The organism is Pararobbsia silviterrae (genome assembly GCF_003628125.1).
Lineage (GTDB): Bacteria > Pseudomonadota > Gammaproteobacteria > Burkholderiales > Burkholderiaceae > Pararobbsia > Pararobbsia silviterrae.
Genome location: NZ_RBZU01000012.1, coordinates 61,337 through 81,418, shown reverse-complemented (window position 1 = coordinate 81,418; position 20,082 = coordinate 61,337). Strand labels below are relative to the sequence as shown.

Genomic DNA, 20,082 nt, shown 5'->3' with positions numbered 1-20,082 from the left:
CTAAAGCACGCGGTCGTACATCGCGTTCAAGCGCGCTTTATAGGCATCCGAATTGAAGTCCCGCGCGCGTTCGATGCCCTTTTCACTCAGCTGCCGGCGCAGATCCGGATCCTGATCGAGCATACGCAATCCGCGCGCAATATCGGCGACATCGTAGGGATCGACACAAAGACTTGCATCGGCCGCGATCTCGGGCAAGGACCCGCCCGTCGAACAGAGCGTCGGCGTGCCGAGCTGCATGGCCTCGACGACCGGCAGACCGAAGCCTTCGTAAAGCGAAGGAAACACGACCGCCTTGGCCGCGCGAATCAGACTCACGAGCAACGCGCGCGGAACATAGTCGAACAAGCTGATCCGCGATCGCGATCCCGCGCCGTCCTTGTGCAACGCATGCACGAGCTTGAGTTCCTCATCGGCTTTCCAGGCCTGCGCACCGACGATGACAAGGCGCGCATCGAGGCGCGCCGACAGAAATGCTTCGACGAGACGCCGGACATTCTTCTTCGGCTCGATCGCGCCGAAAAACAGAAAATAGCCTTGCGGCGGCAAGCCGAAAATGCCTTCGACCTCCGACTCCGCGACCGCGCGATCGTGCGTCGCCCACGACGACGCATCGACGCTTTGATAGGTGTTCGAGATCTTCTGCCCGGGCGTTCCGAAGAAATCGACGATATCGGTCTTGGAACGCTCGGACACCGTACACACATGATCGGCCGTCTCGAGACACTGCTTGATAAGCCGGTAATAGTATTTTTTATTGTCGAGCGTCGTATAGGGCAGCCGCAGCGGAACGAGATCGTGAATCGTATAGATGTTCACGGCGCCCGCGACCGTCACCGGCAGCGGATACGTCCAATGCATGACGTCGGGCGGCGTGGGCAGCGAGACGCGCAGAAACGTACCGTGCCGCTTGAAATGACGGCGCGCGACATTGAACAGATTATCGACGTTGAAAATCGCCGACTCGCTCGGCAAGCGGTCGGCGAAGCGCCGCGTTTCGACGATGCCGCTTTGCACGACGTCGACCGCGCGAAATCCGAAAGGCGAGCGGACGACTTCCTTGATCGCATCGCCCGCGATGACGCGCACGCTCTTTTTACCCTGCTCGCCGCCGAGATAATCGAAAAACTGAACCTCGCGCAACAGCGGCGGCACGCCGCTGCGAATCGGCGCACCGTAGAGCGTCGATACGCCCCACCCCATGTCATGCAGCGTATTCGCGAGATTGCGCGCATACGTCGCGACGCCGGTCCCCTGCGGCAGCGCCAGATTTCTGCCGTCTATGCCTATCGTGCGCATCGCGGATGCCTCTCGGATCTTCGATCTCGTTGGCTACTTGAACGACTGGACGCCGGTCACGATCGGATAGACGACCGAGAACACGAGATTCAACACCTTCTGCATCTCGGTGACCGGGGCATTGGAGACGTAGAGCACATCGCGATTTTCGATCATGAAGCTTTGCGCGACGAAAAACGTGTTGGGGTCGTGCAGATCGAATCGATAGATCACGGGGACGCGGCCGTCGACGGTCGTGCGCACCGGCTTGTTCGGCCAGGGCAACGCATCGGGATCCTCGAACCGGAAGACAAACACGCCGCGCGCATCCGAACGCGAATCCTCGAGACCGCCCGAGCGCGCGATAGCCTGCGCGAGCGTGATGCCTTGCGCCTCGAAGTTGACTTCCTGATTCTTGCCCGTCGCGCCAAGCGACATGAAGCTGTACGGCTGGTATAACGCCGCGACGACGTCGCCCGCGTGCAGCGGCACATTCTGGCGCGGGTCTTGAATCACGGTCTGCAGCGGCAGCGACGTGACGGTCGTGCCGCGCGTGACTTGAATCGTGATCTTGTCGATCGACTGCTTGATGCCGCCCGCGCTCGCGATCGCGTCGAGCACGCGCTCGCCGCGCGGCGACAGCGGCATATGCGCGACGTTCGACATGTCGCCGACGACCGTCACATAAGAGGTCGAATTCTTCGAGAGCTTGACGAGCACTTGCGGGTCGTGCGCGATGCCCTTGAGACGGGCCGCGATATCGCGTTGCAATTGCGTCGGCGTGCGGCCGGCCGCTTTGACCGCGCCGATGAAGGGGACATTGATCGTACCGTCGGCGTCGACCGTCTGGTCAGGCAGCAGCGTCGTGCTCGCATTGCCCGGCCCCACCTTGCCGCCGCTCTGCGCGCCGAACAAGGTCGCGGGCGGCGCCTCCCAGATCGAGACGTCGATCGTGTCGCCGATGCCGAGCTGCTGCTGGAACGTCGCGCTCGTGCCGAGCACTTCGGAGAAACTCGACCGCTCGCGCTCGGTAAAGAGCTTGCGCGCCACGTCGTCCGTCACATCGACGATCTGGATGCCTTCGGTCGTCGGCGTCTGCCCGACCTTGTCGACTTGTCCGGTGCTCGGCCCGGAAGTCGGAATCGATCCGCAACCCGCCAGAACACTTGCGCCAGCGACCATTGCGGTCCCGATTGCTGTTCCTAACGCACCCCGCCATGAACGCGACATTTCTTTGAGTAATGTACGAGACCGGCGCAAATTGTCGCATGCCGGAAGATAAAATAGAATGCCGCGAGAGAAAAAGCCCGCGTGCGACGCACCGCATTTTCCACGCGTTACACAGACGGTCATTCCTTCTATCTTTCGAATCCGTGTCGACGCTCTTTCTGGATATTTCGCGGCTGGTGTTGCGCTTGCATTCGGGGCTGCGTCCGACGGGCATCGATCGGGTCGGCCTCGCGTATATCGAGCGCTATCGCGAGCGCGCACGCGCGATCGTGAGTCTGCGCGGGTTTTCCGGATCCTTGTCGCCAAGCGAGTCGCAACACGCCTTCGATCTGTTGCTCGCATCGACACGCAAGCGAGATGCACTGCGTCGCATTGCGATGCGCGCCTGCATCAACGGCATGCGCGGTCAATACGACAAACGCAGTATTCTGCTGCACACGAGCCATAACGGCATGGAATATCCGCGCTATTACGGCGCGATGGCCAAGCGCCAAATTCGTTCGGTCTTCATGGTCCACGACCTGATCCCGATGACCCATGCCGAATATTGCCGTCCCGGTATCGACGCCGCGCACCGCAAGCGTATTCATACCGCGCTTCGGCTTGCGGACGGCCTGATCATGAATTCCACGGCGACGCTCGATACGCTGACCGACGAGGCCCACCGCGCGGATCTGCGCGTGCCGCCGGGCGTCGTCGCGCATCTCGCACCGGGCAATACCCCTCACGCACCGGGCGCGCGTCCGATCGACGCGCCCTACTTCGTCATGCTCGGCACGATCGAGCCGCGCAAGAATCACTGGTTTATGCTTCACGTCTGGCGCCGGCTCGTCGAACGGCTCGGCGCCGCGGCCCCCAAGCTCGTCGTGATCGGACATCGCGGCTGGGAGTCCGAGAACACGTTCGACATGCTCGACCGTTGCATGCACCTGCAGGACACCGTGATCGAGGAATCGGATTGCTCGGACGAGCGGCTCGCCGCATGGCTGCATCATGCGCGCGCGCTGCTGTTTCCGTCGTTTGTCGAAGGCTATGGCATGCCCATCATCGAAGCGCTCGCGATGCATGTGCCCGTCATCGCAAGCGATATCCCGGTCTTTAGGGAAATTGCCGGCGATACGCCCGACTTTCTCGATCCGCTCGACGGTCCCGGATGGCTCGCGCGCATCGAGGCCTATGCAAAACATGAGAGCATCGAACGCGATGCACAGCGCGCGAGAATCGCGGCGTTTCGCACGCCGACGTGGCACGAGCATTTCGCGCATGTCGATCGATTTCTCGAGACGCTCGCTTGAACGGATAGAACGCATGCGCGGTCGCAGGACAGAAGAAAACAAGCGGTTCGCAGACCGCTTTTCGCAAGTCGATGCACGATTCAGGACGCGGGACCGAGCGATCGCTCGTACGCCTGGATCGCCGGATAATTTGAGCGTTTGAATCGAGAACCATGGATATTTTTCCGGTCATTCTGTGTGGGGGAAGCGGCACGCGTCTGTGGCCGATGTCGCGCGGCGGATTTCCCAAGCAATACCTGAAGCTCACGGGCGACGACTCGCTCGTCCAGCAAACGGCGCTTCGCCTGCACGGCATCGCCGATATCGCGCCGCCGATCGTGCTGACCAACAACGCGCAGCGCTTTCTCGTGGCGGAACAACTTCGGCAGATCCACGTGAAGCCGTCGTCGATCGTGCTCGAACCCGTCGGCCGCAATACGGCGCCCGCAATCGCCGTCGCCGCAATGCTCGCATTGCGTCAATCGCCCGACGCGCTGCTGCTCGTCTTGCCGTCCGATCATGTCATCGCGAACGAAGCCGCGTTCGCCGAGGGCGTCGGCGCCGCCGCGCGACTCGCGCGCGAGCGCTATCTCGTGACGTTCGGCATCACGCCGACCGAACCGAATACGGGCTACGGCTATATCCGCGCGGGTGCGGCGCTTGCCGAAGCCGCGTCGGCGCACATCGTCGATTCGTTCGTCGAGAAACCCGACGCGCCGACCGCGCAACGCTTCGTCGATGAAGGCGGCTACTACTGGAACAGCGGCATGTTCATGTTCTCCGCGTCCGCGTATCTCGACGAATTGCGCCGCTACGGCGCCGAGATCGTCGAGCATGCCGAGCGTGCGCTCGATGCCGCCGAACAGGACCACGATTTTCTGCGGCTCGACGCACCCGAATTCGCCGCGTGCCCGAACGTATCGATCGACTACGCGGTCATGGAGCACACCGATCGCGCGGCCGTCATCGCGACATCCGATCTCGGCTGGAGCGATATCGGCTCATGGAGCGCGCTGGCGGCGCTCAGCGACGGCGATGCCGACGGCAACACGCTGCTCGGCGACGTGATGGCCGACGCGATGTCGAATTCGTATATCCGCGCCGAACATCGGATGGTGGCCGCCATCGGTCTCGACAACGTCGTCATCGTCGAGACCGCGGACGCCGTGCTCGTCGTACATCGTGACAAGGTGCAGAACGTCAAGCATATCGTCGAGAAGCTCAACGCATCGGGACGTCAGGAATCGGTCACGCATCGCCGCGTCGTGCGTCCGTGGGGATCGTACGAGGGCATCGATCAAGGCGAGCGCTTCCAGGTCAAGCGCATCGTCGTGAACCCCGGCGCGCAATTGAGCCTGCAGATGCACCACCATCGCGCCGAGCACTGGATCGTCGTCAAGGGCACCGCGCACGTGACCAACGGCGACTCGCAATTGATCCTGACCGAAAATCAATCGACGTATATTCCGCTCGGCGTCACGCACCGGCTCGCGAATCCCGGCCGGATTCCGCTCGAATTGATCGAAGTCCAGTCGGGTGCCTATCTCGGCGAAGACGACATCGTCCGCTTCGAGGATACGTATGGACGCGTGGGACAGGCTTGAGGCGCACGGCATGTGCGAGATGAACGACGACACATGACGACTCGCCGCGATACTCAGAAAATATAACCGCCGGACGCACGGGGACCGACGCGTGGCCAAGCAATGCTTTCTGTTTCTACAGGGACCGATTTCGACGTTCTTTCGCAAACTCGGCGACGCGCTGAGCGCGGAAGGTCATCGTGTGGTCCGAGTCAATCTGTGCGCCGGCGACGCGTTGTTGTGGCGCGGACGCGGCGCGATCGCCTATCGCGGCAGCGCCGCGCGCTGGCCCGCGTTTATCGAAGACCTGATGGACCGCGAGCAGGTCACGGACCTCGTGCTGCTTGCCGAACAACGTCCGTTCCATCGTGTCGCGATCGCTGCGGCGACAAAGCGGAATATTCGCGTGACGGCCACCGACTTCGGCTATCTGCGACCCGACTGGATCACGCTCGAACCCGATGGCCTCTCTGCGCTGTCGCGTTTTCCGAGAACGCCTCAAGCGATCCATCATCTGGCTCAAGCCGTTCCCGCCGCCGATCTGCGCGCGGTCTTCACCGACAGTTTCCCTAAACAAGCGGCGCTTGAAGTCACGCACGCCATCCTGTCGTGGTTGCTCGCGTTTCGATACCCGGGATTCCGGAGTCACCAGATTCACCATCCGGTGCTCAACTACCTCGCGACCGGATGGCGGCTGCTGATGCGAGGGCGACGCGGCGCGCATGCCGATCACGAGATCGCCGCGCTCAAGGCGGGCACGCATCCGTGGTTCGTGTTTCCGATGCAGATGGAGGTCGACTATAGCCTGCGCGCGTACTCGACCTATCCGAACGGCGTCGCGGCATTGGAGACCGTCATTGGCTCGTTCGCGCGGCATGCGCCCGCCGACGCCGTGCTCGTAACGAAACTGCATCCGCTCGATCCGGGCGTGCGTCGATGGCACCGCATCATCGCGCGGATCGCGCAGACGCATGGCGTCGCCGATCGTGTCCGGTTCCTCGACGGCGGCGCATTGGACCGCTTGCTCGACGGCGCGCGCGGCGTCGTCACGGTCAACAGTACAGTCGGCGTCTGGTCGATTCGCGCGGGCATTCCGACGATGGCGCTCGGTGCGGCGATTTTCGACGTGCGCGGCCTCGCGTGGGACGGTGCGCTCGATGCATTCTGGCGGCACGCGACGCCGCCCGACCCCACGCTCGTCGACGCATTCGTGCGCGCGCTTGCCGGCACGATTCAGATGCGCGGCGTCTATTACCGCGATCCCGGTCTGACCGCCGCGGTCAAGGAAGCCGCGAAGCGTCTCGACGCGGATGCACAGACGCGCTTGCGAGCCTTGCTCGAACCGCATGCCCAGTTGAACGCCAAAGCGCCGCACGCGACGATCGTGTGAGCGAGTGATCGCCGACACGATCGTCTGCCAAAGTCGGCCCACGTCATGCGTCGTGCGTACCGAACACCCTGCCTTTCAGAAGATATGACATACCCGCATGTGCGCGTCGCGCATACGATTCGGGTATTTTTTTCCTAAGCCTCAAGCGCGTCAAATAAACCAAAGGATGACTCAAGCATCGCGCGGATTTGTCGTTAAGACACTTGGCGCAGGACTTCCATCGGAAGGGTCAGGTGCATCCGAGCGTAAGACACACAGGGACGGCCGTCAGCTATACGAAGGCGTCGCGGATCGCGCGACGCTGGTCGGCGCGTTTTTACCAAAAGCTGGCATCGCCTCAAGCGATCGCGGGCACCGTGATCGTGTTTGCGCTGTTCACGGTCGTCATTTGCGCATTGATCCTGCTCCAGACGCGCGACGACGCTGTAAGCCGCGCACGCGATACCTCGCGTAATCTCGTCAGCGTCGCGGAACACGATATCGAACGCAATTTCGAAATCTACGGCGTCGCGCTCCAGATGATCGTCGATCGCGTCAACGACCCCGAGGTCGCCAAGCTGCCGTGGTCGATGCGCCGGGATCTCGTGTTCGACCGCGCCACGTCGAAGATCAATATCGGCGCCATGGTCGTGCTCGACGCCAAGGGCAATGTCACGATGGACGCCGAGAGCGAAACGCCGCCGAAAGTCAATTTCTCGGAACGCAAGTATTTCGCCGTGCATCGCGACAATCCGAACGTCGGCCTCTATATCAGCGGTCCCTATCCGACGCGTTTGCATCCAGGCTCGCACACGCTCGTGCTCAGTCGCCGCATTTCCGCGCCGGACGGCTCGTTCAAGGGCGTCGCGCTGATCGGCATCGATCTCCAGTATTTCCGCAAGCTGTTCGGCTCGCTCTCGCTCGGCCCGAACGGTCTCGTCGCCTTGCTCAATCGAGACGGCACCGTCACGATGCGCTACCCGTATTCCGAGGACGTCATCGGGACCAATGTGCAGGACGATGACGTCATGCATCGGTTCAATACGGAGCAGGAAGGATGCTTTTGGGTCGATTCGAAGCTCGACGGTGTGCGCCGCTATCACTGCTTCAAGAGCCTCGCGGATTTGCCGTTCATCATCATCGTCGGCGAAACCGAGCAACATATTTATACGCAATGGAAACGTCGCGCGACGATGATCGGCTCGTTGATGGCCTTGCTCATCGTCGGCTTGTTTTCACTCGCGCTGGCCTTGAGTCTTCAGCTTCAACGCAGAATGCGCGCGGAGGCCGATTTGTCGTTGCTCGCCAAAACGGACGGGCTCACAGGATTGAGCAACCGACATATGCTCGACGAGATTCTCGGGCGCGAATGGCGGCGTGCGCGCCGCACACGCAATGCGTTGTCGCTGCTGTTCGTCGACCTCGACTGGTTCAAGTCGTATAACGACACATACGGGCATCAGGCCGGCGACGATGCGCTGACGGCCGTCGCGCGTTGCATCAGCGATCACGTGCATCGGCCGACCGACTGCGCGGCGCGCTACGGCGGCGAGGAGTTCATCGTGGTCTTGCCGAATACGAACGCCGAAGGCGCGACGGCGGTCGCGCAAAAAATCCGCACCGCGATCGACGCGCTCCGCATCCCGCATACCGGCAGCGTGCACGAACACGTGACCGTGAGCATCGGCGTCTCGACGCTGGTGCCGACCGCGCCGCGCGAGATCGGCGCCGTGATCAAAAGTGCCGACGAAGCCTTGTATCGCGCAAAAACCACCGGGCGCAATCGCGTCGTCGTCGCCGAAACGCCCGAAGTTGAAGTCGAAGAAGTCGCGGAGGTCTGAGCGATCGGCCCGAGCGAACCCGCATCGCACGCGATGCATGGCCTTAGCGGCTTTAGCCGCTTTAGCGCCTTTGTCGGCTTTGTCGGCTTTAGCCTCCTAAGCCGCTAAAGCAAATGGCGGCTTAGCGGCTGATCAAGCGGCCGCCTGCGCATGCGTGACGCATTAGGCGTCACACGCGCGGCGTGGGCATCTCGGGCAGATCGATCGAGATGCCGCGCCGATGCAGCGCCGACATCACGTGATAAATGGCCTTGAAGCAGAGGATGGGCAATGCCGCGCGCCAGCTTCCGCGCAGATTGCCGGCCAGCATGTTCACAATGCCGTCGCGCATCCAGAGCCGGTTCGACGGCGCCATGAACAGCGTACGCATCACCGGGTCGTTGACGCGATAGATGAGCCAGCTGATCCGGTCCATCGCCTCGGACAATTCATGATTGGCCGCGTCCGCGAGCTGCCTGCCGCGCGCCGGATCGTCGAGCCACGCATCGGCCGCTTGCGCGCCGAGTTCGCCGCCGGTCATCGCCATCAGCACGCCCGTCGAGAACATCGGATCGACGAACCCGTAGGCGTCGCCGATCATCAGAAAGCCGTCGCCATGACCCTCGCGCGCGCGATAGCTGTAGTTCGCGGTGCTATGCACATCCGATACGCGCTGTGCGCCCGCGACGCGCGCGGCGACAGTCGGGCTCGACGCGATACGCGCCATGAGCAGATCGGTCGGCGTCCCCGTGCGTCCCTTCCAGGCCGACTGATTGCCGACGAAGCCGATGCTCATCGTGTCGTCGGGCAACGGGATCAGCCAGAACCAGCCGTCCTCGGCGAGATGAATGCTGATGTAGCCCTCGAGGTCGCCTTCGCGGCGCGTGACGCCCGTGAAATGCGCGTAAACCGCCGCCGTATTGTTGTACTTGTTCGACGTCTTGACCTTCATGCGCGACGCGAGAAACGTATCGCGGCCCGATGCGTCGAGCACATAGCGCGGGTGCCAGGTCCGCTCGACGCCCGACGCATCGCGCGCGGTGACCTGATGACGCGCGCCGCCGTCGCCAAGACGGACGTCGACGACCTGCGTCTGTTCGACACACTCGGCGCCCTGCGCGGCGGCATGCTTGAACAACAAGGCATCGAGATCGGCGCGTCGCACCTGCCACGCATGCGTGCGATCGCGATCGAGCGCGTGAGCGAACGGGAATGCGCAGCTTCGGCCCGTGCGGTCCGAGACGAATTCAGCGCCGGGCTTGTGGACACCGATCGAGCGAACCTGTTCGAGCACGCCAAGGCGCTCGAAGATATCGAGATTACGCGGCAACAGGCTTTCGCCGATATGGAAGCGCGGATGCGCCTCTTTTTCGACGAGCACGACACGCCGCCCTTTCTTCGCGAGAAAAGCCGCCGCCGTCGCACCTGCGGGACCGCCGCCGATGACGAGAACGTCAGGCTGGGTGGGATCGTTTGTCGTTGGATTCATGGGCCGGATTCCGAAGCGCCGAATGGCGTGAGCACGCGGCATGCCCGGTCGACACGCCGCTCGTGAGATTGAGCGCGAGCATACCATCGCGGACCGTAGCGGCCGCCGGACGGCACGCGGGACGACGCATGCGATGACGCGTGCACGCCGCGCACGGAGTCGATCATGCGGCACTGCGTCAATGCGTTTGAAACCGCACGCGCCGCGCGACAGCACGCACCCGTTCGACGTCGCCACGCGCGATCCGCCCCCGCTCTGAACAGATTCGTTCACGGTGCAATAATCGTCGCGCCCGTGAATGCGCTTGGCATCGCCGGGCCTTTTTTCAGTGCGAGAGTCGTTGTTGCAGGTCTGCATGCGACGAAAGCACGCCGGCGCGCCCGTATCGGGCCGCGCCGCGCCGAGCCCGCGATCCGTCGTGTCTGCACGCTGCATCGACAGACTCCCGCCTCACCATAGGGAGCCGGTTCGATGTCCTACGCTGAAGCGCTCGATCGCGTTGTTCAAACGGTGGTTCTTCCCGCAGCTCCCGAAACGGATCGCGACGCGCGCTTTCCGCGCGCCGCCGTCGAGGCGCTCGGCGAAGCCGGTCTGCTCGGCTTGCTCAGCGCCCCAGCGCACGGCGGCATGGGCTTGGGATTGACCGATGCGTGCCGCGTCGTCGAGCGCATCGCGCACGCGTGTCCGTCAACCGCGATGGTCGTGACGATGCACTACACGGCCACGGCGCTCGTCGAAAAGTACGGCTCTCCCGAGATCCGGAGCGCCATCGCTCAAGGCAAGCATCTGACGACGCTAGCGTGGTCCGAGACCGGGACGCGAAGTCACTTCTGGGCATCGACGGGGACCGCGCAGCCGGATGGCGACGCGATCGTGCTGAACGGCAGCAAGAGCATGGTCACATCCGCGCAGGAAGCCGATTCCTATATCTGGTCGTCGCAGCCGACGCCCGCCGCGCAGGGCGCGAGCACCTTGTGGCTCGTCGATCGCGCGTCGGCCGGACTCTCGAGTCCCAAGCCGTTCGACGGACTCGGTCTGCGCGGCAACGCGTCCGCGCCGCTGAGCGCGGACACCGTGCGCGTGCCGGCCGGCACGCGGCTCGGCGCCGACGGTTCGGGTTTCGACATCATGACCGGCGATGCGCTGCCCGTCTTCGCGACGCTCGTCGCGTCGAGTTCGATCGGCCTGATGGACAGTGCGCTCGAACGCGCGACCGCGCACATCACCGCGAGCCGCTTCGCCGAAAGCGGCAGCACGCTGGCCGACTTGCCGACGATTCGCGCCTATCTCGCGCGTGCGCGTCTGCGCGCGGATCAGGCGCGCGCGCTGCGCGACGACACGCTGGCCGCCATGAACGCGAGTCGGGCCGATGCGATGTTGCGCGTGCTCGAAGTCAAGGCCGTCGCGGCCGAGGCATCGCTCGACGTGACCGACACGGCCATGCGGATCTGCGGGGGTGCGGCATTTCGCAAGGATGTCGGCATCGAGCGCCTGTTTCGCGATGCGCGCGCATCGTCGATCATGGCGCCGACGTCCGATGTGCTCTACGAATTCATCGGCCGCGTGCTCTGCGGCATGCCGCTCGCCTGACCCACCTCTCGACCCCGGACCTCGACCATGCCCGCCAATGCCCCGTTGATGCTCGGCGCCGTCGCATACGCGCCCAAAGTCGTCACGATCTGGGAAGGTTTCAAAGCCTGGTTTGCCGAACGTGGCGTCGCGTTCGACTATCTGCTGTATTCGAACTACGAACGCCAGGTCGAAGCGCAATTCTCGGGCGATATCGCATTCGCGTGGAATTCGCCGCTCGCATGGGTGCGCGCCGATCGCATCGCGCGTGCGAAGGGCCTGCGCGTGTGGCCGCTCGCGATGCGCGATAGCGACCTCGATCTGCAATCGGTGCTCGTCGTCTCGGATGCGAGCCCGATCCGCGCGCTTGACGATCTACGCGGTAAAACGATCGGCTTCGGCGCGATTGACTCGCCGCAAGCCACGTTGATTCCGCTCGACCATCTCCGCCATGAAGGGCATCTCGTGGCCGGGCGCGACTACGCGGCGCGTCGTTTCGACGTGCTCGGCGGCAAGCATGGCGATCACATCGGAGGCGAACGCGATGCCGCGAGCGCGCTTGTGCGCGGCGAGATCGACGCGACGTGGATGATCGCGGGCAACTATCACGCGTTCGCGAACGAGGGCACCTTGCCCGCGGGATCGACGCGCATTCTCGCGACGACGCATGCGTTCGATCACTGCAATATGACCGTGAGCCCCGGCGTGTCCGACGACGATGCGCGCCGGTTCGGCGATCTGCTGCTCGCGATGGACTGGAACGACGCGCGCGTGCGCCCGCTGCTCGAACTCGAAGGTCTGAAGGCATGGCAGCCGGGGCGTTCGAGCGGCTATGCGCTGCTTGAGCGCGCCGCGACCGAACAAGGTTTCTATGACGAACAAGGACGCATCATCGAGTCCGCTTATCGATATTGAGTCGGTGGGCTTCGACGCGGGCGCGCATGTGTTCGTCAAGCATGCGTTGGCCGCGCTCGAACCGGGTCAACGGCTGCGTGTCGTGGGATGCGCGCCGGGATTCGAGGTTCAGTTGCAGGACTGGTGTCGACGGCAAGGGTATGCGCTCGAATGGGCGATCGAGCCGGGACCGTTGAACGGCACGCGTCGTGTTGCGTCGATTGCGCGCGATACGCAGTGGGGTCGGTGGCGCGATGCGATGCAGACCGGGCGAAGCGATCCGCGCGGCGCGAATGCCGTCGCCGAGCATGCGCGGCCCGATTGGGGACTCGCGGCGCGCGGCGCGCACGTCGAAGCGGGTTCGCCGGCGTATGCGTTCCGGCTCGCGAGCAAGCATGAGGTCTGGGCGGACAACGTCGCCGATCTCTACAAGCAGGCCGTCGCGGCGCAGTGGGATCCCGACGACGCGATCGACTGGCATGTGCCGTTCGACAATCCGCCCGCGGTCGAGGCGGCTGTCGTGCAGGTCATGACGTATATGGTCGAAAACGAAAACGCGGCGCTCGTCGTGCCCGCGCGTTTTCTTGGGCAATTGCATCCGCACTATCGCGAACTCCAAGCCGCGCTCGCGATACAGGTGGCCGACGAAGCGCGTCATGTCGAGGTGTTCACGCGCCGCATTCGTCATAACGGGTACGAGCCGTCGCTATCGACCGCGGGCGGGCAGGCGTCGCTGAAGACGTTGCTCGACGAACCCGATTTCTCGATCGCGAGTTTTCTGCTGTCCGTGCTCGGCGAAGGGACGTTCGTCACGCTGCTGCAGTTTCTTCAGAACCATGGGCCGGATCCTTTGACGCGGCGCATCGCGCAGCTCGCCGCGCGTGACGAGGCGCGTCATGTCGCGCTCGGGATGTCGCATCTGCTGTATCGGCTCGAACGCGAGCCGGTGTTGCGGATGCGGCTTGCGCAGGCGATCGAACATCGGCACGAAGCGCTTGCGGCGACGAGCGGGCTCAATGAAGAGGTCTTCGATGCGTTGATCCTGATCGCCGCGGGCGAGCCGACGTTGTCGGCGATCACGCGCGGCTATGCGCTCGTGCAGCAGTTGATGACCGATATGGCCGACGGACGGTATGCGAGGCTCGTGCGGCTCGGGTTCGAACGGCCGCTCGCGCGCGAGCTTGCGTGGTTGCATACGCGGAATTTCATGTAGGGAAACAACAAATCCATAATCGCATCAAGGCCAAATCATATATCGTCTTTTCCCGATATAAAATTCGGACTTCGACGATATAGACCGATGCATGCATCGGCGAGTCCGACGGCATGTCCGCGCACTTTTCCCAACGGGAAACCCCCCGCGGCCCGAACGCCCCTCGCCCGGCCGCATGCACCGACGTTCCACTCCGATGGACATTGACGCGATTCACAAGGCGCTCGCAAATCCGGTTCGCCGCGAAATCCTGCACTGGCTCAAGGAGCCGCAGTGCTTTTTCCCCGAACAGACGCATTCCGTCGCGAACGGGGTCTGCGCCGGCGCAATCGACGGCCGCTGCGGACTTTCGCAATCGACGGTCTCCGCGCATCTCGCGACACTCCAGCGCGCGGGCCTCGTAACCACGCAACGCATCGGACAATGGGTCTATTTCAAGCGAAACGAAGAGACGATCCAGGCCTTCCTCACGCAACTCAACGAAGGACTCTGATTCGCCTCCGCTCCGAACGCGGCTTCACGTTTTCCAAGGATTGATCCATGCCTCATCTTCTCGACCCGGTCCAGATCGGCGATCTGACGCTCAAGAACCGCATCATCATGGCGCCGCTCACGCGCGCTCGCGCCGGCGAATCCCGCACGCCCAATGCATTGATGGCGCAGTACTACGGTGAACGCGCATCGGCAGGCCTGATCCTGTCCGAAGCCACCTCGGTCACGCCGCAAGGCGTCGGCTACGCCGAAACGCCGGGCATCTGGTCCGACGAGCAAGTCGAAGGCTGGAAACTCACGACGCAAGCCGTGCACGCCGCCGGCGGCAAAATCTTCATGCAGCTCTGGCACGTCGGCCGTATTTCCGATCCGCTGTTCCTCGACGGTGCATTGCCCGTCGCACCGAGCGCGATCGCAGCCCAAGGCCATGTGAGCCTCGTGCGGCCGGCAAAACCCTATGTCACGCCGCGCGCGCTCGATCTTAGCGAAATTCCCGGCATCGTCGCCGCCTATCGCAAAGGCGCCGAAAATGCGAAGAAAGCGGGCTTCGACGGCGTCGAAATCCATGGCGCAAACGGTTACCTGCTCGATCAATTCCTCCAGGACAGCACGAATCAGCGCACCGACGCCTACGGCGGCTCGATCGAAAACCGCGCACGCCTGATGCTCGAAGTCACCGACGCGGTCATCGAAGTCTGGGGCGCCGATCGCGTCGGCATGCATCTCGCGCCGCGCCGCGACGCACACTCGATGGGCGACTCCGATCCGCTCGGCACCTTCGGCTATGTCGCCAAGGAACTCGGCAAGCGCAAGATCGCGTTTATCTGCGCACGCGAAGCCGTCGGCGAAGACAGTCTCGGGCCGCAACTCAAGAAGCTGTTCGGCGGCGTCTATATCGCGAACGAATCGTTGAACCAGGAATCGGCGCAAGCGGTGCTCGATCGCGGCGACGCGGATGCCATCGCGTTCGGCAAGCTGTTTATTTCGAACCCGGACCTGCCCGTGCGCTTCGAACGCAACGCGCCGTTGAATCGCTGGGTAGCGGAAACGTTTTATGCCGAAGGTTCGCTCGGTTATACGGACTATCCGTCGCTCGAAACCGCCTGACGCGACGCCTGATATGACGCGTGATGCAAACCGCGCATCAGGCGTCATGACGATGCGCCGAAGCCTTCACCGTCTTCACGCATCGCGCACCACAAGCGTGCCTGAACGGGCCCGTGCGCTTCATGCGGCACGGGCTCATTCGTATGAATATCGAAGCGCATCGTTTGCGTGCGTCACGCAATCTTTGCCGGCCCGCGCGGTTCGACGTTGTGCGTTAGCATGATCTCCATCGATTCAAACGCGCGACCCGAAGGCTGCCACCCGATATGAGCGAACGTGACGAAGCCATTGCCGATGTTGTGGCCGCCGTGAATCGCATCAGCGTCATTCCGGCGATGCTTCGCGTCATCTGCAAGCACACGGGTCTCGGCTTCGCCGCCGTCGCACGCGTGACCGACGATTCATGGACCGCGTGCGCCGTACAGGACAACATCAACTTCGGATTGCGCCCCGGCGGCTCGCTCGACATTCGCACGACGCTCTGCCTCGAATCGCGCACCGCGCGCCGCCCCGTCGTCATCGATCATGCATCGAACGACCCCATCTACCGCGATCATCCGACGCCGCGCATCTATCACATCGAGAGCTATATCTCGGTGCCGATCATCCTGCCGAGCGGCGAATACTTCGGCAATCTCTGCGCAGTCGATCCGCGTCCCGCGGTCGTCTCCGATTCGCGCACGATCTCGATGTTCACGCTCTTCGCCGAACTAATCGCGCTGCAACTCGACAACGAAGACCGCATGCATGCGCCGGAAACGGAGCGGCGCGCGCAACGATCGGCAGCGGAACTCCGCGAACACTATCTGACGCTGCTCGGCCACGATCTGCGCGATCCCGTCGAATCGATCGGATCGATCGCGCTCGCGCTGCAGACGTCGGAACCTCACGCACGCGCGCTCGGCGCACAACTCGAAGCGACGCGCGAACGCATGGCGCGCACGGTCGACCATATGATCGACTTCACGAGCGGACGACTCGGCTCGGGCATCGAGATCGACAAGCGTCCCGTCGACGATCTCGGCACGGTATTCGAGGCGATCATCGCGGAGCATCGCGCACAGCATCCCGGCCGCGTGCTCGACACGGCCGTCACGATCGACCGGCCCGTCGTCTGCGATCGCGCCCGCGTGCGCCAGTTGCTCTCGAATCTGCTCGACAATGCGCTCACGTACGGCCCCGCCGACACGCGCGTGACCGTCGAAGCCCATATCGAACGCGGCATGCTGCTGATCCGCGTGTGCAACAGCGGCCGCCCGATTCCGCAGCACGCGCTCGTGCGGATTTTTGAGCCGCATGCGCGCGATGTGAACCATCCGCGCGGCAAGGGACTCGGCCTCGGACTCTATGTCTGCGGCCAAATCGTCAATGCCCACGCGGGATCGCTCCAGGTAAGCTCGTCCGCCGAACACGGCACCTGTTTTGTCGCGCTGCTGCCGATCGGCAAATAAATCCGCGCGTCGCCGTCCGCTCTTTCCGCACCCGATCGATCGTTGTGCAATGCAACTCAACGCAGGCGCGGGGCGCGACACGTCCCTGTCCGATGCGCGTGCGCCCCTTATGCCGTGCGCATCCGATACGTGCCGAGCGCTGTTGCATATCGATTCGGCATCGCGATAATCGGTAAAAAACGCGCGCGTCGCCACGTGATTCACCTCTTTCGCAATTGCACGCTCGGTGGTAGAACACACGCAACACCGATTCCAATCCGTCTCATGTCGACCGCAACCGCGCTGACGCCCGCGGCACACCCGCGCTGGCTCAAGCCCGCCCCCGCCTTATTTCTGCTGCTTTGGGCAAGCGGCTTCGTGTTTCTCAAGCTCGGTCTTCAATATGCGGACCCGCTGACGTTCCTCGCGTTACGGTATGCGTGCGTGATCGGCCTGCTCGCGATCGCGGCGCTCTGGGTTAGGCCTCCGCCGCCAAGCTCGCCGCGCGCGTGGCTGCATCTCGCGATCGTCGGATTGCTGATCCAGGCATGCTACTTCGCGTTTATCTACCTGAGCCTCAAGCTCGGCGTATCGGCCGGCGCGGCGGCGCTGATCACGTCGCAACAACCGATTCTCGTCGGCCTGCTCGCACCCGCGATTGCGAAGGAACGCGTCGACCTCACGCGCTGGATCGGACTCGCGCTCGGCGTCGCGGGCGCGGTCTGGGTCGTCGTCGCGCGCTCGTCGATCGATGTCACGTCGACGCTCGGCCTCGTGTTCTGCGTGCTCGCGCTCGCGTCGATGACGGCGGGCACGCTCTGGGAAAAGCGCTTCGGCACGCATACGCACCCCGTGACGGCGAATCTCGTCCAGTACGTCGTCGGGTTCGCGGTCACGGCGCCGCTTGCATATGCGCTGGAACCCATGCGGATTCAATGGGCACCCGGGCTGTTCGTCTCGCTCGTCTATCTCGTGATTTTCAATTCGATCATCGCGATCACCTTGCTGCTCGCGATGATCCGCTACGGCGAAGCGTCGCGTGTCTCGGCGCTGTTCTTTCTCGTGCCGCCCGCGACGGCGATCATCGCGCGCCTCGTGCTCGGCGAGCCGATGCCGCTGCTCGTCTGGCCCGGTATGGCGCTCGCCGCCGCGGGCCTGTTCCTCGTCATGCGGAACAAACGCGCGGCATAAGCATGCGATGCGCGCGGCACGGACGGATCCCGCAACCGCGCCGCGCGCATCCAGGCGCATTCGCCTCATCGGCCCACGGTCGGCCTACGACGATTGCGAGGCCTGCATATTGCGCGCCGCCTCTTGCATCCCCGCTTGCATCTCCTGCGGCGTCATATCGCGTTGATGCGTCGCGATCGACCATTTATGGCCGAACGGGTCTTGAAGCTGGCCGAAGCGATCGCCCCAGAACATATCGGCCGGCTCCATCGTGGCTTTCGCGCCGGCCGACACGGCCTGCGCGAACGTCGCATCGGTATCGGGTACATAGAGATGCAACGTGACCGGCGATCCCTTGAGCGTCAACGGCCCGAACGACTGCCAATGCGGCCCTTCGTCGACGAGCATGACGACGGAATCGCCGATCCGGATCGACGCATGCATGATTTTTCCGTCGGGTCCCGGCAGCCGCGAAAGCTCGACGGCATCGAAGGCTTTTTTGTAGAACTCGATGGCCTTGGCCGCGCCATCGACGACCAGGTGCGGTGTGACGGTATGCATGCCATCGGGAATGGACTGGACAGCGTTCGCCATGATTGAAGCTCCTCAGTAGGTTCGCGCAACGATCTGGGCCGGCGCACGCGCACCGGCTCGGGAACGCGTGGATGCGGGCGGGCGCGCGCATCGGTGTCCCCGGACTGACGACGATCGACGTGCGTCGATTTCGACCGGGTCTGCCATGGGCTGCTAAGTCAGGTGCGTCGTCAGCCGCGGAGTCGGACGCCCAGCGAGGCGCGGAACCGGATCGATCGCCGGGTACGCAACCCGCCGCACGACAGTGCACGCCGCACGATGCGCGAAACAACGCGGAACCCGATGCGCTTCGGGCCGCCGCGCCGCGTTCGACGCACAACAAAAAGCCCCTGCCGATACTACGCGGTCAGGGGCTCGGTGTCGTCCACATGTGCGATTGAATCGCTCACGCGTCGAGTCGGAAACTGGCGACGCAGGCGCGCTCGGGCGCGCTTACGTCGGCCTCACACGCGACGCATCAATGATCGTGATGGTCGTCGTGATCGTGGCCACGAGGACCCGGGTCATGCGGATGATGGCGCATCCAGTCGTCATGCGCCCAATAGCGGTGACCGTCCCAATAGCGATCGCCATGCCAGCCGATCGAGATCGAGATGCCGACGGGAACCATTTGAGGCGCGCCGTACTGGACCGCCGGGGCATCGCTGATGACGATCCGGTCGACTTGCGCGAATGCGCTACCCGTTGCCGCCAAAGCCGCACCCGCGACGAACGTTGCGATCAAAACGCGCGGGATCTTTTTCATTGTCTTCATTGCCGATCTCCTTGAAGGGTTCGTTGCAGAGGTCAGAACCTGTGTGCCCTGCTGCTGGAACCCACTCTATCGATCGGCCTCGTTCAAAGACGTGAGGGCTTGTAAGTGAACCTTACACGGGCACGGGTAAACGCTAGCCGCGACGATTTACGCTAAAGCCTTGAACGGCAATGGATTACGCAAAGCTGACACGGGCAATGACTGTCGGCACAATGAAAAGCGCCGTAACAATTCGCGAACCGGCCATCGCTGTCAATCGCCTCGATACGCGCGCTCGAGCGCCGGCAAGTCAAGTTTGACCATCCGAAGCATCGCGCGCGTCACGCGTGTCGTTTTTGCCGCATCGGCATCGTTGAGCATATCGAACAGCGCATGCGGCACGACTTGCCATGACACGCCGAAGCGATCCCTGAGCCAGCCGCATTGGACCGGAACGCCGCCGCCTTCGAGCAGCGCGTCCCAAAGGGCATCGATTTCCGTTTGCGAATCGCAGTGGATCATGAACGACACGGCCGGCGTAAAGGAAAATGCGGGACCGCCGTTCAACGCCACGAAACGCTGCCCGAATGCTTCGAACTCGACCGTCATGACGGCGCCCTTCGGTCCGGGACCGGCATCGCCGTATCGCATGACGCTTTTCACTCGCGCGTCACGAAAAATGCGTGTGTAGAACGTCGCGGCCTCCTCGGCCTGCCCGTTGAACCAGAGAAACGTCGACATCGTCTGCATGCTGCCTCCTTGGCTTGACGCGGTGCATCGTGCTCGCGTGCTCCGATTGTCTTTAGCCTGGCGCTTCGCATATTGCGCGCGCGCAAA

General features: G+C 63.4%; 17 protein-coding genes. 11 read left to right on the top strand and 6 right to left on the bottom strand.

Features of this window, described 5'->3' with window-relative positions:
* Positions 1–1,299, bottom strand: coding sequence for a glycosyltransferase family 4 protein (locus tag D7S86_RS22445; protein ID WP_121089544.1), 1,299 nt, complete (start codon positions 1,297–1,299; stop codon positions 1–3).
* Positions 1,300–1,332: 33 nt separating this feature from the next.
* Positions 1,333–2,508, bottom strand: coding sequence for a polysaccharide biosynthesis/export family protein (locus tag D7S86_RS22440; RefSeq protein ID WP_121089541.1), 1,176 nt, complete (start codon positions 2,506–2,508; stop codon positions 1,333–1,335).
* 143 nt (positions 2,509–2,651) lie between these two features.
* Here D7S86_RS22440 and D7S86_RS22435 point away from each other — a divergent pair, with 143 nt between their 5' ends.
* The 4 genes from D7S86_RS22435 (at position 2,652) to D7S86_RS22420 (ending at position 8,575) form a co-directional block, all read left to right on the top strand.
* The gene (locus tag D7S86_RS22435; protein WP_121089539.1) at positions 2,652–3,803 is read left to right on the top strand and encodes a glycosyltransferase family 4 protein; all 1,152 of its coding nucleotides are present in this window, start codon (positions 2,652–2,654) and stop codon (positions 3,801–3,803) included.
* 152 nt (positions 3,804–3,955) lie between these two features.
* Entirely contained in the window at positions 3,956–5,386 is a 1,431-nt protein-coding gene (locus D7S86_RS22430; protein ID WP_121089537.1) for a mannose-1-phosphate guanylyltransferase/mannose-6-phosphate isomerase, read from the top strand.
* Positions 5,387–5,477: 91 nt separating this feature from the next.
* Positions 5,478–6,755 (top strand): capsule biosynthesis protein, encoded by a 1,278-nt coding sequence (locus D7S86_RS22425; protein WP_121089535.1) that lies wholly within the window; start codon positions 5,478–5,480, stop codon positions 6,753–6,755.
* 290 nt (positions 6,756–7,045) lie between these two features.
* Positions 7,046–8,575: a sensor domain-containing diguanylate cyclase gene (locus D7S86_RS22420; protein WP_121089750.1), complete on the top strand. Its 1,530-nt coding sequence runs from the start codon at positions 7,046–7,048 to the stop codon at positions 8,573–8,575.
* A gap of 169 nt (positions 8,576–8,744) precedes the next feature.
* Here D7S86_RS22420 and D7S86_RS22415 read toward each other — a convergent pair whose 3' ends face one another.
* The gene (locus D7S86_RS22415; protein WP_121089748.1) at positions 8,745–10,043 is read right to left on the bottom strand and encodes an NAD(P)/FAD-dependent oxidoreductase; all 1,299 of its coding nucleotides are present in this window, start codon (positions 10,041–10,043) and stop codon (positions 8,745–8,747) included.
* A 471-nt stretch (positions 10,044–10,514) separates the two neighbouring features.
* Between D7S86_RS22415 and D7S86_RS22410 the strand changes: the two genes are divergently transcribed.
* From D7S86_RS22410 to D7S86_RS22380, 7 genes are all read left to right on the top strand, one after another.
* Positions 10,515–11,633 carry an acyl-CoA dehydrogenase family protein gene (locus D7S86_RS22410; RefSeq protein WP_121089533.1) on the top strand — a complete coding sequence of 373 codons (1,119 nt, stop codon included), beginning with the start codon at positions 10,515–10,517 and terminating at the stop codon, positions 11,631–11,633.
* A 27-nt stretch (positions 11,634–11,660) separates the two neighbouring features.
* A complete protein-coding gene (locus D7S86_RS22405) occupies positions 11,661–12,527 on the top strand; it encodes a phosphate/phosphite/phosphonate ABC transporter substrate-binding protein (RefSeq protein ID WP_121089531.1) in 867 nt (288 codons plus the stop codon).
* Positions 12,484–13,719: a ferritin-like domain-containing protein gene (locus D7S86_RS22400; protein WP_121089529.1), complete on the top strand. Its 1,236-nt coding sequence runs from the start codon at positions 12,484–12,486 to the stop codon at positions 13,717–13,719. Before D7S86_RS22405 ends, D7S86_RS22400 begins: the two co-directional genes overlap by 44 nt.
* Positions 13,720–13,915: 196 nt before the next feature.
* Entirely contained in the window at positions 13,916–14,212 is a 297-nt protein-coding gene (locus D7S86_RS22395; protein ID WP_121089527.1) for an ArsR/SmtB family transcription factor, read from the top strand.
* Between the two features lie 47 nt (positions 14,213–14,259).
* Positions 14,260–15,318 (top strand): alkene reductase, encoded by a 1,059-nt coding sequence (locus D7S86_RS22390; RefSeq protein WP_121089525.1) that lies wholly within the window; start codon positions 14,260–14,262, stop codon positions 15,316–15,318.
* A 266-nt stretch (positions 15,319–15,584) separates the two neighbouring features.
* Complete coding sequence (locus D7S86_RS22385; RefSeq protein ID WP_121089523.1) at positions 15,585–16,769, top strand: GAF domain-containing sensor histidine kinase; 1,185 nt, start codon at positions 15,585–15,587, stop codon at positions 16,767–16,769.
* Positions 16,770–17,033: 264 nt separating this feature from the next.
* The gene (locus D7S86_RS22380) at positions 17,034–17,939 is read left to right on the top strand and encodes a DMT family transporter (RefSeq protein ID WP_121089521.1); all 906 of its coding nucleotides are present in this window, start codon (positions 17,034–17,036) and stop codon (positions 17,937–17,939) included.
* A gap of 84 nt (positions 17,940–18,023) precedes the next feature.
* Here the strand turns inward: D7S86_RS22380 and D7S86_RS22375 are convergent, their stop codons facing one another.
* From D7S86_RS22375 to D7S86_RS22365, 3 genes are all read right to left on the bottom strand, one after another.
* A complete protein-coding gene (locus tag D7S86_RS22375) occupies positions 18,024–18,512 on the bottom strand; it encodes a VOC family protein (RefSeq protein WP_205962870.1) in 489 nt (162 codons plus the stop codon).
* A 457-nt stretch (positions 18,513–18,969) separates the two neighbouring features.
* On the bottom strand, positions 18,970–19,266 hold the full coding sequence (locus D7S86_RS22370; RefSeq protein ID WP_121089516.1) for a hypothetical protein: 297 nt from the start codon (positions 19,264–19,266) through the stop codon (positions 18,970–18,972).
* A gap of 252 nt (positions 19,267–19,518) precedes the next feature.
* Positions 19,519–19,995 carry a VOC family protein gene (locus D7S86_RS22365; protein ID WP_121089514.1) on the bottom strand — a complete coding sequence of 159 codons (477 nt, stop codon included), beginning with the start codon at positions 19,993–19,995 and terminating at the stop codon, positions 19,519–19,521.
* Positions 19,996–20,082 lie beyond the last annotated feature (87 nt).